Origin of the sequence: Halosimplex litoreum, assembly GCF_016065055.1 — an archaeon.
Lineage (GTDB): Archaea > Halobacteriota > Halobacteria > Halobacteriales > Haloarculaceae > Halosimplex > Halosimplex litoreum.
In genome coordinates this window covers 272,011-284,666 of record NZ_CP065856.1, presented here as the reverse complement: position 1 = coordinate 284,666, position 12,656 = coordinate 272,011, and the positions used below count along the sequence as shown (strand labels likewise).

The 12,656-nt window shown below is 68.7% G+C and carries 13 protein-coding genes; 5 read left to right on the top strand and 8 right to left on the bottom strand.

Annotation, left to right across the window (positions count from 1 at the left end):
* Window position 1 precedes the first annotated feature (1 nt).
* The gene (locus I7X12_RS01405) at window positions 2-829 is read left to right on the top strand and encodes a hypothetical protein (protein WP_198062109.1); all 828 of its coding nucleotides are present in this window, start codon (window positions 2-4) and stop codon (window positions 827-829) included.
* A 50-nt stretch (window positions 830-879) separates the two neighbouring features.
* Here I7X12_RS01405 and arsM read toward each other — a convergent pair whose 3' ends face one another.
* From arsM to I7X12_RS01390, 3 genes are all read right to left on the bottom strand, one after another.
* A complete protein-coding gene (gene arsM, locus I7X12_RS01400; protein WP_198062108.1) occupies window positions 880-1,743 on the bottom strand; it encodes an arsenite methyltransferase in 864 nt (287 codons plus the stop codon).
* On the bottom strand, window positions 1,736-2,107 hold the full coding sequence (locus I7X12_RS01395; RefSeq protein ID WP_198062107.1) for an ArsR/SmtB family transcription factor: 372 nt from the start codon (window positions 2,105-2,107) through the stop codon (window positions 1,736-1,738). Before I7X12_RS01395 ends, arsM begins: the two co-directional genes overlap by 8 nt.
* Before the next feature lie 392 nt (window positions 2,108-2,499).
* Entirely contained in the window at window positions 2,500-3,432 is a 933-nt protein-coding gene (locus I7X12_RS01390) for a PhoU family transcriptional regulator (RefSeq protein WP_198062106.1), read from the bottom strand.
* A 195-nt stretch (window positions 3,433-3,627) separates the two neighbouring features.
* Here I7X12_RS01390 and I7X12_RS01385 point away from each other — a divergent pair, with 195 nt between their 5' ends.
* Complete coding sequence (locus I7X12_RS01385; RefSeq protein ID WP_198062105.1) at window positions 3,628-4,665, top strand: phosphate signaling complex PhoU family protein; 1,038 nt, start codon at window positions 3,628-3,630, stop codon at window positions 4,663-4,665.
* Window positions 4,666-4,701: 36 nt separating this feature from the next.
* Here I7X12_RS01385 and pstB read toward each other — a convergent pair whose 3' ends face one another.
* From pstB to I7X12_RS01365, 4 genes are read right to left on the bottom strand one after another with little or no spacing between them, the layout of a single operon-like run.
* Window positions 4,702-5,631 carry a phosphate ABC transporter ATP-binding protein PstB gene (gene pstB / locus I7X12_RS01380; RefSeq protein WP_198062104.1) on the bottom strand — a complete coding sequence of 310 codons (930 nt, stop codon included), beginning with the start codon at window positions 5,629-5,631 and terminating at the stop codon, window positions 4,702-4,704.
* Window positions 5,628-7,268 (bottom strand): phosphate ABC transporter permease PstA, encoded by a 1,641-nt coding sequence (gene pstA / locus I7X12_RS01375; RefSeq protein ID WP_198062103.1) that lies wholly within the window; start codon window positions 7,266-7,268, stop codon window positions 5,628-5,630. Before pstA ends, pstB begins: the two co-directional genes overlap by 4 nt.
* A complete protein-coding gene (gene pstC / locus I7X12_RS01370; RefSeq protein WP_198062102.1) occupies window positions 7,265-8,308 on the bottom strand; it encodes a phosphate ABC transporter permease subunit PstC in 1,044 nt (347 codons plus the stop codon). Before pstC ends, pstA begins: the two co-directional genes overlap by 4 nt.
* On the bottom strand, window positions 8,305-9,390 hold the full coding sequence (locus I7X12_RS01365) for a PstS family phosphate ABC transporter substrate-binding protein (protein ID WP_198062101.1): 1,086 nt from the start codon (window positions 9,388-9,390) through the stop codon (window positions 8,305-8,307). Before I7X12_RS01365 ends, pstC begins: the two co-directional genes overlap by 4 nt.
* A 462-nt stretch (window positions 9,391-9,852) precedes the next feature.
* Between I7X12_RS01365 and I7X12_RS01360 the strand changes: the two genes are divergently transcribed.
* Window positions 9,853-10,851 (top strand): phosphate uptake regulator PhoU, encoded by a 999-nt coding sequence (locus I7X12_RS01360; protein WP_198062100.1) that lies wholly within the window; start codon window positions 9,853-9,855, stop codon window positions 10,849-10,851.
* Window positions 10,852-11,265: 414 nt separating this feature from the next.
* On the opposite strand, the gene I7X12_RS01355 is transcribed toward I7X12_RS01360, so the two are convergent.
* On the bottom strand, window positions 11,266-11,637 hold the full coding sequence (locus tag I7X12_RS01355) for a 30S ribosomal protein S8e (RefSeq protein WP_198062099.1): 372 nt from the start codon (window positions 11,635-11,637) through the stop codon (window positions 11,266-11,268).
* 135 nt (window positions 11,638-11,772) lie between these two features.
* On the opposite strand from I7X12_RS01355, the gene I7X12_RS01350 reads away from it, so the two are divergent.
* Both I7X12_RS01350 and I7X12_RS01345 read left to right on the top strand, forming a co-directional pair.
* The gene (locus tag I7X12_RS01350; RefSeq protein ID WP_198062098.1) at window positions 11,773-12,222 is read left to right on the top strand and encodes a DUF2240 family protein; all 450 of its coding nucleotides are present in this window, start codon (window positions 11,773-11,775) and stop codon (window positions 12,220-12,222) included.
* Window positions 12,222-12,626 carry a hypothetical protein gene (locus I7X12_RS01345; protein WP_198062097.1) on the top strand — a complete coding sequence of 135 codons (405 nt, stop codon included), beginning with the start codon at window positions 12,222-12,224 and terminating at the stop codon, window positions 12,624-12,626. The genes I7X12_RS01350 and I7X12_RS01345 overlap by 1 nt, the downstream gene beginning before the upstream one ends.
* Window positions 12,627-12,656 lie beyond the last annotated feature (30 nt).

Genomic DNA, 12,656 nt, shown 5'->3' with positions numbered 1-12,656 from the left:
GATGGGCGACCGGTCACCGGGCGAGCGGCGGGCCGCTCGACTCCTCACGGCGGTCGCGCTGGTGGTCGGCGTCGCACTCGTTGCGAACTCGGCGACCGTCCACGCCTTCGACCTCGGCGGCGAGCGCTACCGGTACAGCGCGGTCGAACTGGAGTGGGACGCCGACGGCGAGACGTTCGTCTTCGAGGAGTTAGACACCGAAGACGAGACGTTCGTCTGGGGAGAGTCGGACCTGGTCGACGGCCCCGAGCGGATCCGGGGGATCGGGTGTCTCTGGGCGGTCGAACGCCCGCGGCTCTGCCACTACGAGGCGTCGCTGGTCGAGTCGGCCGAGCGCAGCGACGGCGAACCCGCGTCCGTCACGGTCGAAGCGCCGGTCGAGGCGGAGCATGTCTCCCTGTACGAGCCGTCGTATCCCGATCGCTACGAGCGAGCGATAGCGCGGTTCGTCGCGCTGGACGGGACGTTCTACCGGCGGTCCTTGGCGTTCGACCGTAACGGGTCCTCGGAGCGGATCGAACTCACGCTGAAACCGGTCGACTGCGAGTCGGTGATCGACGCGCTCGCGACGAACCGTTCGGCCCTCGACCCACCCCTCCGTCGCGTGGTCGACGGCGGGACGGTGACGGTCGACAGACGGCTCGGGACGAGGGGCACCGTCGTCGAGACCGACGACGGTTACGTCGCGGTCGTGGGCGATCGAACTCGCGACCGACGACCGCTGGTGCGGTGGGCGAGCGGTCTCGTCCAGGTCGCGGTCGGCGCGCTGCTGTGCCGCCGCGGCTGGAGCGGGCTTCGGCGAACGCGCCTCGACCACGAGCCGCCCTGACCGCCGCAGTTCGTGACCAGAACCCCCCTCAAAAATCTGTTAGACCGCTCTCAGGCAGGCTTCTCGGCTTCGATGGTCGCCGAGACGACGTACTCGCTCACGTCGCGCTCGTCGTCCCACTCGCTGATGAACTGCTCGCTGTCCTCGTCGGCCTCGATACGGATCCGTTCGAACCCCGCGTCTGCGAGCATCCGCTCTAGGTCGGCCACCGGCGAGGCGCCGGCGACGCAGGCGGCGACCGATTCGAGATCGGTGTACACCTCCTTCGGTAGCTCGGCGGTCAGGACCACGTCGGAAATCGCGAGCCGGCCGCCGGGACGGAGCGCGCGGGAGGCCTCGCGGAACACCTGTGGCTTGTCCGGCGAGAGATTGACGACGCAGTTCGAGACGACGGCGTCGACCGTTCCGTCGGCGACGGGCAGGTGTTCGATCTCGCCGAGCCGGAACTCGACGTTCGTCGCGTCGTTGGCCTCGGCGTTGTCCCTCGCCTTCTCGACCATCTCGGGGGTCATGTCGACGCCGATCACCTGGCCCTCGTCGCCGACTTCCTGCGCGGCGAGGAAGCAGTCGAAGCCCGCGCCCGAGCCCAGATCGAGGACCGTCTCTCCGGGTTCGAGCGACGCGATGGCGTTCGGGTTCCCGCAGCCGAGGCCGAGGTTCGCGTCGCCCGCCACGGACTCGGTCTCGGACTCGGAGTAGCCGAGCTGACGGTTCAGATCCTCCTCGGCGTCCGCTCCGTCACTGCAACAGCTCGACGACGCCTCTGCGTCCGCTTCGTCGCCGCAGCAACTCGACGACGCCTCGGCGATGCGGGCGTAGCGCCGCCGGACGGCGCGGCGCTGCTCGTCGGCGTCCGGTTCGCCCGGCGTCGAGCCGGTGGTCTCCGGGTCCGCCGACTCGGAGCGCTCACTCATCGACGGCCTCCCGCGTCTCGTCGAGCGCGTTCAGCAACGCGTTCGCTCGGGGCGTGACCGAGTAGTATCGCCACCGCCCCTCCTTGCGCCGGGAGACGAGTCCCGCGGTGGACAGCCGCGAGAGCGCCTGGCTGACCGCGCCCTGGCTGACCCCCAGCGCGGGCTCAAGCTCGCAGACGCACACCTCGCCGTCGGCGTCGGCGATCAGCCTGAGCGCCTCGTAGCGCGTGTCGTTACCGACCGCCGCGAGCAACTGCACGTCCGCGGCGAGTTCGGACTCGGTCAGCGCGTGGTCGACGTCACAGCAGGACCCCTCCTCCGGTGTGGGTTCTCTCTCGGTCGCTGTTTCCGGTCCCCGATTCATTTTAGTGTTCGCTAATATTAGCAGCTTCCAATATAGGTCTTTGGTCGTGCTCGATTCGAGTTGCAAACCCACTTTTTTCGACGGAGAGTTCCTCGCGGCCCTGCGGGCCGCTGCGGGAATCCTCCGTCGAAAAAACTTGGGGAAAAGGCCGGACGGCTCGGTCGCTTCGCTCCCTCGCGTCCGGTCAACCGCCTCGCCCACTCCGTTCGCTCGGCGGACGCTGTCGCGGTAAGCCTACCATCTGTACTGAGCATCCGCGCGCCGCAGGCGCGCGGTTCACGCGGGCGAGGCCGAAGGCCGAGTCCGCGCTTTTTCACCCATGTTTTTGTTCGACGGGTGCCCGCAGGTCGCCGGAGGCGACCGAGGACACCCGTCGGAGAAAAAGACGGTTCCTAGATCATCGCGTGGTCGGCTTCGACGCCGGCGTGGAGGCGGACGGCGATCTCGGCGGCGTCGACCCAGTAGTAGATGGCGCGTTCGAGCGCCCGCGTGACGGTGACCAGCGAGCCGTACAGTTCGGGGTCGTAGGCGGTGACGAGCTCGAACAGCTCGTCCAGGTCGCGGTGGACGGTCTCCTCCTCGGCGTGGAGCCGGTCGTAGGCGGCCAGTTCCGCCTCGAAGAGCACGTCGCGGAAGTGCTCGTTGATGCGGGTGCCGGCGGCGAACACGTCGAGGACGCGCTCCTCGACGACGCCGGTCGTCGCGACGGCCTGGCGGTCGGTCACGTCGGCGATGAAGCAGGCGCGGTCGCCGACGATCTCGAGATTCGTCGCGACGGTCGCCAGGTCGGAGGCGACGCGGTTGCCGGGCCAGTCGTTCGTCAGCGTGTAGGATTTGAGCTCTTCGAGAACGGCGAAGTACCGCTCGTTGGTCAACGATTCGAGCGCGCCCGCGGGCTGGTCGGGCTCGTCGCCGACGACGGCCAGCCGGGCGGCCTCGAACTGGGTGGCGGTCACCTCGTCGAGGCGTTCGAGCAGGTCGAGGACGGCGGGGCCGCGGCGTTCGCCGGCCGGGCTGTGGCCGTTCGCCCCGGCTTCGTCCGTCTCGGGTCGGGGCGCGCCGACAGGTTCGAGGAGCCGGGAGACGCTCTCGGCGGTCTCGTAGACGGCCTCGTCGTCGACGACGTAGGCCTTGGTCACCACGTCGTCGCGCTTGAGCTCCTGGAGCAACTCCGAGAGGTACTGCTCGGAGATGCCGACCGTCTCGGCGAGGTCGGCCTTCGTCTCCGGGGCGGTCCGGTCGATCGCCTCGACGACGTGGGCGAGCGTCGCGTCACGGCCCTGGCGGGTCGCGTCGCGCGAGCGGTGCCAGGTTCTGCGAGCCATACTCCGCCGTGTGACCGGTCGGGACAAAGGGGTGCTCCACGGAGTGTCCGGACGGCTATATAACGTCCGTTCGCGAATCGACGGCGCTCGTCTCTATCCTCCCGTCGTCGATCTCGTACGGATATATATGGCCCTGGAGCGGAACGTTCAGTTAATATAAACGTTAAGTTGGGGCCGGTGGGGATACAATCGCGTATGGAGACGAGAAAGGTCCAGCTGTCCGGGGGGACGACGTACACGGTGTCGCTGCCGAAGGCCTGGGCGAACGAACACGGGATCGAGGCGGGGTCGGTGCTGTCGCTGTACCCGAACGCCGACGGGTCGCTGCTCGTCGAGGCGGCGGCCGAGCGCGCCGACGAGACGCGGTCGGCGACGGTCGACGTGTCGACCAGCAGCGACAGCGCGGTCGAACAGCGGATCCAGGCGTTGCACGCGGTGGGGTTCGACGAGGTGACGCTCGTCGACGCGAGCGGTCACGGCGGCGACCGCCGCGCGCTGGTCGAGGACACAGTCGGCGAGCTCTCGGGGTTCGAGCTCCTGGAGGTCTCGGAGACGCGGATCCGGCTGACGAACCTCATCGACGCCGAGAACGTGGACGTGCGCAAGAGCGCGCTCCGGCTCCGGCTGGTGACGCTGGCGATGCACCGCGACGCGGTGACGGCCGTCGTCGATGGCGACGCGGCGCTGGCCGAGCGCGTGGTCGACCGCGACGCGGAGGCCGACAAGCTGTTCGCGATGGTGACACGGCACTTCCGGCGGGCGCTCACCGACCTCCACGAGGTCGAGAAGCTCGACCACCAGCGCGACGAGCTGTTCGAGTACTACTACGCCTGCCGCCAGTTCGAGCGCGTCGCCGACCACGCGGTGAAGGTGGCCCGCTTCGCGCTCGACCCCGACGCGGCGCTGCCCGACGGGTTCGCCGACCGGATCGTCTCGCTCGGTAAAGACGCCTGCGGCGTCGTCGACGAAGCCGGCGACGTGATCCTCGCCGACGCCGGGGTCGAGGCCGCCCACTCGGCGCTGTCCAGCCGCGACGACCTCGTCGCCGCCATCGAGCGCCTCGACCGGGACCTCTACGACCACGACGCCCCCGGCGAGGCACACACCGCCGGGCTCCTGCTCGACAGCCTCCGGCGAACCGCCGAGTACGGGGCGAACGTCGCGGCCGTCGCTATCCAGCAGGTGTCCCGACAGGAACTCGACCTCGACCGGGCCGCGGCGACCCCGCGGTGACCGGTCCGGGCGTCACATCGGCGTCGAAAGAGGGGACTACCCGAACTTCCCGGTGATGTAGTCCTCGACGCGCTGGCTCTCGGGGTTCTCGAAGATCTTGTCGGTGTCGTCGTACTCGACCAGCTCGCCGCCGGTCAGGAAGACGGCGGTCTGGTCGGAGATGCGTGCGGCCTGCTGCATGCTGTGGGTGACGACGACGACCGTGTAGTCCTCGGCCAGCTCCTCGATGAGGTCCTCGATCTTCGAGGTGGCGACCGGGTCCAGCGCCGACGCGGGCTCGTCCATGAGGATCACGTCGGGACCGACGGCGAGACAGCGGGCGATACACAGCCGCTGTTGCTGGCCGCCGGAGAGGCCGAGCGCGTTGTCGTCCAGCCGGTCTTTGACCTCGTCCCACAGCGCGGCCTGCTGGAGCGACTGCTGGACGAGTTCGAGCTCGTCGTCGGTGTCGTCGCGGCCGAGCAGGCGAGCGACCAGCCCGGTGTCCAGGTCGCCGTGTTTGCGCGGGCCGTAGGAGATGTTGTCGCGGATCGACTTCGGGAATGGATTCGGGGCCTGGAACACCATGCCGACGCGCTTGCGGAGTTCGACGAGGTCGACGCCGTCCTGGTAGATCTCTTCGCCGTCGAGCTGCACGGAGCCGTCGATGCGAGCGGCCTCGATCCGGTCGTTCATCCGGTTGAGACACCGGAGGTACGTGGACTTGCCACAGCCCGAGGGGCCGATGAGCGCGGTGACGCTCTCCTCGGGGATGTCCATCGAGACGCCCTTCAGCGCGTGGTCGTCGCCGTAGTGGACGTCCAGGTCTTCGACGCTGAGCTTCGCTTCGCCGGCGAACTCGTAGTCACGCCACTCCTCGCGGACGCGCTCGTCGGTCTCGCCGGCCGTGGTCTCGCTCTCTGCGGCCGCGTCAGTTTCGGCTGTCGGTTCGTCGGTGTCGGTCTGGGTGAAGTCCGTTTCGCTCATTGGTCGAGTTTCCTCCTGAAGTAGATCCGCGAGCCGATGCCGACCGCGTAGAAGCTCATGACGACGAGCAACAGCACCAGCGCCGTAGCCCACGCGAAGTCGAGGTTCTCCCCGAGCCCGGCGCCGATGACCGCGAACAGCTGGTAGGGCAGCGCGCTCGACGACTGGACGAGGTTCAGGTCGGGGACGGCGACGAAGGGGAACGCCGAGGTGAACCGGAACCCGCCCTCGACGACCCCGGCGACCTCCGAGGGGAACGGAGAGCTGGTCGTGACCAGCAGGATGGGCGCCGTCTCACCGGCGATGCGGCCGATGCCGAGGATGACGCCGGTGATGACCCCCGGCAGCGACGCCGGGAGGACGACGCTCTTGATGGTCTCCCACTTCGAGACGCCCAGCGCCGCGCTGGCGTCGCGGTACTCGTCGGGGACGCTCTTGAGCGACTCGCGGCTGGTGATGACCACCAGCGGGAGCAGCATGAACCCGAGGACGAGCTGGCCGGCGAGGATCGAGTTGGTGTTGCCGAGCCGCGGGACGAAAAACGCCAGGCCGAACAGGCCGTAGACGATGCTCGGCGTACTCCAGAGGCTGTTCGTCGAGACCTCGACCAGCGCCGTGAACCGGCCCTGTTCGGCGTACTCCGTGAGGAAGACGGCCGCGCCGACGCCCAGCGGCACCGCGAGCGCGACCGCGCCGACGACGAGCCAGACGGTCCCGACGATGGCGGGCAGAACCCCGTCGATGCCACCGCCGAGCGAGCTGTATCCCTCCATGACGAACGGCCAGTAGAACCAGACGATCGGCCCCTCGACGACGACCCAACTGTCCAGCAGGGGCGGGTTGAACCACGTCCATGGTCCCCAGAAGAGGCCGTACTCGACCCCTTCGGTCATCGGGCCGAAGCCGCGGACGGCGATGAATCCGACGATGGAACCGAGCAGGGCGATCATGGCCGCGGCGTTGGTGGTCACGAGGACGTACGCGCCGGTCTGTCGGCCCTGCGCGCCGAAGCCGCCGTAGACGCGGGCGGCGGTCCACGCGCCGACGAGCCCGGCGAACAGCGCGACGACCGGGACGCCGACGGCGCCGGTCACGACGACCGAGAAGCCCGCTGGGTCCCACGACCAGCCGGGGCCGACCAGTCCCGTCACGACGACGAGGCCGGACAGGAGTACGAACAGGCCGGCCGAGAGCGTGACACCGATATCTTCGCGGGCGAACAGCGCGACGCCGGCGCCGAGGCCGCCGGTGGCCAGCGCGGCGGCCGGCCAGGCGGTCGAGAGCCCGAGCGTCTGGGCGCCGACGAGACCGCCGACGCCGAACCACAGGAGACCGAGGAACGCGGCGGAGAGGACGCCGCCCGTGTGGCCGGGTTCGGTCTCGAAGACGCCGCCGTAGGAGGCCGCACCGAGCGCGACGACGCCGACGCCGACGAGCGTCAGCGCCCCGCCGATCGCGGTGGCGACGGAGACGCCGGCAACGCTCGTGTCGACGGGGACGTACTGGAAGAGCGCGACCAGTCCGACGACGAAGGCGGCGAACGACAGCGCCGAGAGGCCGCCGCCGACCAGTTCGCGGGTCGAGGAGTCGCCCGCGACCAGCGCGTCGGCGGTGTCGCCGGGGGTACCGAGGCTCACGAGTCACCCCCCAGCGTCCGGCGCATGCGGCGCTCGATGAGCTGCGAGCCGATGCTGAATCCCATGACGGTGACGAACAGGACGACGCCGGCCGCGAACAGCGCGGAGAACTGGAGGCCGCTGGCGGCGCCGTACTGGCTGGCGATGAGGCTCGTCAGCGTGATGGTGTTGCCGAACACGTCCATCAGCGGGTCCGGCAGGTTCGTGACGTTCCCGAGGATGACCGTCGCGGCCATGGTCTCGCCGACCGCGCGGCCGACGCCCAGCAGGACGGCCGCGGAGATGCCGGAGAAGGCGGCGGGCAGCGTCACGCTGGTGGTCGTCTGCCAGTCGGTCGCGCCCAGCGCCTGCGCGCCGTCGCGCATCGGGTCCGGGACGCTCGCGATGGCGTCCTCGGCGACGGAGACGACCGTCGGCAGGGCCATCACGCCGATGACGAGCCCGGTGACGAAGAGGCTCCCGAACGTCGGCAGGGAAAGTTCCTGCTGCATGAACTGGTTGATGAGCGTGAAGCCGATGAAACCGTAGACGATCGAGGGGATGCCCGCCAGCATCTCGACGGCCGGCTTCACGATCTCCCGGGCCCACGCTGGGGCGATCTCGCTGATGAAGACGGCGCCGGCGACGCCGAGCGGCGCCGCGACGAGCGTCGCGATGACGGTCGTCACCAGCGTCCCCCACATCATCGGGACGAGCGAGTAGACGTTCGTGCCGGTGTTCCAGAACGGGTCGGAACCGACGAGCAGGTACAGTCCCATCTCCCGGGCGACCGGGAGCGCGTTGATGACCAGATAGACGGTGATGAACCCGAGTATCAGCACCGTCGAGGTGGTCGTCAGGAAGAGGAGAAAGCGGGCGGTACTCCCCTCGGCGACGAGGTAGCTCACGACGACGAACGCGGCGAACGCGACCGCGATAGGCCACGTCAGCGCCGGTGCGACAAGAAACGAGAGGATCGCGGCCGCGACGAGGGCGGTCCCGACACCGCCGATCACGCTCGTCCGGGTGTCCAGGCCACCGAGTCGCGTCGCGACGCTCATGCTTCGGGCTCCGGCAGCTTCTCGAACTCGGCCTGCTGGCGCTCGGCCGTCAGCTTCGAGTACCCCTCGACCTCGACGAAGTTCTGCTGGCCGAAGTCGCTGAGGATCATCCGGAGGAACGCGGCCTCCATCTCCGAGGTCCCCTCCCAGGTGTAACAGTGGAGGTCACGCGCGAGCGGGTAGGAGGCGTCCGAGAGGTTCTCGCCCGGCGTGTAGGTCGTTCCGTCGAACTCGAGCTCGACTGCCGGGACCGAGTCGTCGGTGAAGGCCAGCGCCATGTACGCGATGGCGTTGTTGGAGTTCGAGACGGTGGTCTTGACCTGCTGGTTCTGTCCCTTCCGCGCGTCGACGCCGTCCATCGGAGCGTTGGGGTCGCCCAGCATGTTCGACCGAAACGCGGTGTCGGTCCCGGACCCCTCGGCACGCCCGACGGCCTGGATCTCCTTGTCGGGGCCGTCGTAACTCGGGATCTGCGACCACTCGGTTGTCTCGCCGGTGTAGATCCCCCGAACCTGCTCGGCGGTGAGCTTCGTCACGCCCGCGTCGTAGATATCCGTGCTCACGACGATGGGCTGGGCGTCGACGGCGATGACGTGTTCGGTGAACTTCGACAGCTCCTCCTCGGACTCGTCGGGGAACTCCGCGCTCGCGGACGCGCTCGCGTTCCCGATGTCGATCTGCTGGTCGCGGAGCTTCTCCAGGCCGGTCCCGGAGTGGCTGAGCCCGACGTTGACCTCGAACGGCGGGGACACGTCGCCGTCGGCCTCGAAGCCGTACTTGCTCGCCCAGTAGTCGGCCAGGCGCATGTCGGTCTCGATGTCGTACTGACCGGGACCCCAGTACTCCCGGTCCGTCGGCGGGTAGTTCGACGCCCAGTACGACGCGGCGCGCTGGACCATCGGGAACAGCGTCGACGAGCCGCCCGCCTTGAGCAGTTCGGTACTCGAGCCGCCGCCGCCACCGGCCCCGCCCGCGGCCTGTCCCGGCGGTGTCGGACTCGTACTGATACAGCCACCCAGCGACGCGGCGACGCCAGCCGCGCCCGCCAACAGTTGTCGGCGGGTTACAGGTGTGTCCCGCATTACCCGATCAGTGCCCCCAGATTAACTAAATACGCTACTATTACAACTATATAGACATATATACTCATGCGTACCGGTCCGGAACGGGCCAGCGTCGGTAGGGGGAGCGTATCGCCGACGAACGCGTCCAACGCCGGATTTCGGGACTCCACCGCGTCGGAAGACGCGCGCGGACGGACGACATCCCGACCCACCACGGAGTCAGCGGTAGCTCGAAGCGCTCCGCCGTCGCGGGTCGAATCGGTGTCCCGACGGATTCGCTCGATCGGCCGAATACGCCCATCATACCTACCACTGATGGATATATAGACGACGGTAGGAAATCGCGTGTCTCAGAGTTCGTCGCGGATATCCGACGGAGGCGAGCCGATTCTGGTCGATATATTCCGCAATATACTGGTATGTAGTTGTAAATATATAGAAAGGGGTTGATTTATTGGTCAGTGCGGACGACCCCTCCCTATGGAGACGCGCAAGGTCCAGGTCACGGGCGGGTCCACGTACACGGTGTCTCTGCCGAAGGATTGGGCGACGGAGAACGACGTGAGCGCGGGGAGCGTCGTCGAGTTCCACTCCGAGGAGGACATCCTCCTGCTCTCGCCCAAGAGCGAGGAGGAACGGGAGAAGGGGTCGATCGAGATCGACGGACTCGAGGGCGATCGACTCACGCGCGCCGTCATGACGATGTACGTCAGCGGCTTCGACGTCATCAACTTCGAGGCGCCCCGCGTCACCGCGGGCCAGCGCCGCACCATCCGCGAGGCGACCCAGGGCCTGGTCGGCCTGGAGGTCATCGAGGAGACCGGCGAGCGGGTCGTCCTGCAGGATCTCCTCGACTCCTCGGAGCTGTCGGTTCACAACGCCATCACGCGGATGCGGCTGGTCTCGCTGACGATGCTCTCGGACGCGGTGACCGCGCTGCTGGAGGACGACGACGAGCTCGCCCACGACGTGATCGAGCGCGACGACGACGTCGACCGCCTGTGGTACATGGTTTCCCGGGTGTTCCGCACGGTCCTGCGCAACCCGGCCGCCGCCACCGAGATCGGGTTTCCCCGCGAGACCGTCTTCGACTACCAGTCCAGCGCCCGCCAGCTGGAGCGGATCGCCGACCACGCGACGAAGATCGCCAGCATCGCCCTGGAGATCGGCCCGGTCAACGAGTCCGTCGCCGAGGTGCTGAGTGACCTCCAGACCGCGGCGGTCACCGTCCCCGAGACGGCGATGGACGCCCTGCTCGAGGACGACCCCGACGAGGCGGTCTCGCTCGCGACCGACGCGCGAGCCGACCTGCCGGATATCGACGAGCGCGCCCGCGACGTCGACGACGTGATCCGCGACCTCGACGACCCCGAACTCGCCCAGTCGCTCGGGCTCGTCGTCGACTCCCTCTCCCGCACCGCCGACTACGGCGGCAACATCGCCGAGAGCGCCCTCCAGAAAGCGGCACCCTCTCCCTGAGCCGGCGACTGTCCCGCTCGTCACCCGAGCGGGTTCGATCGCTGCGGAAACTTCCGAACACCCGGTAGTCGACGGAAACGAGTTCGACCTGTCGTTGTCCCCGTCGCTCACGAGAGTCCCCGAGCCGCGGCTACCGGGAGTACGAAAACGGGGATGGGTGCCCCGGACGAAGTGGCAGTCGCGAGTGGGACGTGCGGCACGCGCGTCGAACGAGGTGGCAGTGTTCGGTGCGTGCTCGGTGGTCGACGCCGCACGCCACTGCTGCCTGGGAGACCGACCGGTATAAGGGTCGCTAAGAGGGGTACGGGCGGCTCCCCACCGGCACGTGGGGCACCGGAACGCTATATAGACTCGACCGAAGCGGGCCACGGGGCCGATGCTGTCGGACGCGTGAAATCGGAGAGAAGACTGCCGTTACTCGACGAGGACGGCGTTGATCTGGCCGTCTTGGCCGGGGCGGGAGGTGACGCGGGCGCGGCCCTCGCTGGTGGAGACGATCGCACCCTTGGTGATGATGTTCCGGCGGACGTAGTTGGGGTTCGAGGGATTCTCCTCGACGTCTTCGATCTCGGCGGCGACGACTTCGCCGTCGGTGGCGACGCTGGCGGTGTCGGCGGTGACCGCGCGGACCTTCTCGGTGTTGCCGCGGGCCTCGACCGTCTTCAGGCTCGTCTCGCCGACGCGGGTCTCGGTCGGCTGGTCGCCCAGTTCGTGCTTTTTCTTCTTCCGGAAGTTCCGGCGGCGACCGCCGGTACGCTTGCGCGGGGAGCGTCCCTGGTACTTCATACCCGTGCTGTCGCCCAGCGTCTACTTGAACCTCTCGACTCCCGCTCGCCGTCGACCCCGCTCGGGCCGAGTCGGATCCGGGCGGCGGCCGGCGACCGGCAGTGTTACGTTCCGGGGCGCGCCCATCGACGGACGATGAGTCTGCGCCGCGCCGTCGCCGTTCCGTTCCGGGCGAAGGGTCGCGAGTCCCTCTCCGAGAGCGAGTTCGTCGTCGCGCTCTCGCTCGACCGCGAGTGGTTCTCCCCCGATCAGGCAAAGCGCCTCGTCGACGTGGCCGCCACCGAGGGGCTGCTCGACCGCGAGGACGACGAGCTCCGACCGACGTTCGAACCGCGGGAGGTGACGATCCCCGACGAATTCGTCCCGGGCGACGACGTGTTGCGCCAGCGGTCGAACTTCGAGCGGGCGCTCGACGCGATCGTCCAGTCGGACGTCGACAAACAGGACGCCGTCGCCGCGGTCAACCGCCTGCAGTCGGAGCTGGGCGTCACCGTCGAGGCCGCTGCAGTCGTCTACGCGCGCCGTGAAGGCGTCGAACTCGGCGACCTGGCCGACCGCGCCGCGGGGGAACTGGGGGGCGAGTGATGGTCGAAGACCGCGTCACAGACGGCAAGCGCGTCGCACAGTTGCTCTCCTCGGAGCTCTCCGGGCGCGACCGGGACACCCTCGGGGACGTGGCCGTCGTCGACGCCGACCCCGACGCAGAGCCCTCGCCCGAGGGCACCGTCGGCTACGGCGTCGCCTACCGCGACGAGCGGGTCGGGACCGTCCGCATCTACCCGGACGCGGCGGCACTGACGGTCGAATCGGCCGTAGACCCGACGGACGACGGTCCGGCGACCGACCACTCGCTCGCCGAGCGAGTGGCCGACGCGGTCGCGGGGCCGGACCTGTCCGTGACCGAAGACGGGGCGGTCCGCATCGAGTCGGGAGCCGCGGTCAAGCGGGCGGTGGACGCGCTGGTGGCCGGGCTCTCGGACGAGGACTGAGTTCGGTCGCTCCGCACGGGTCGTAGGGGA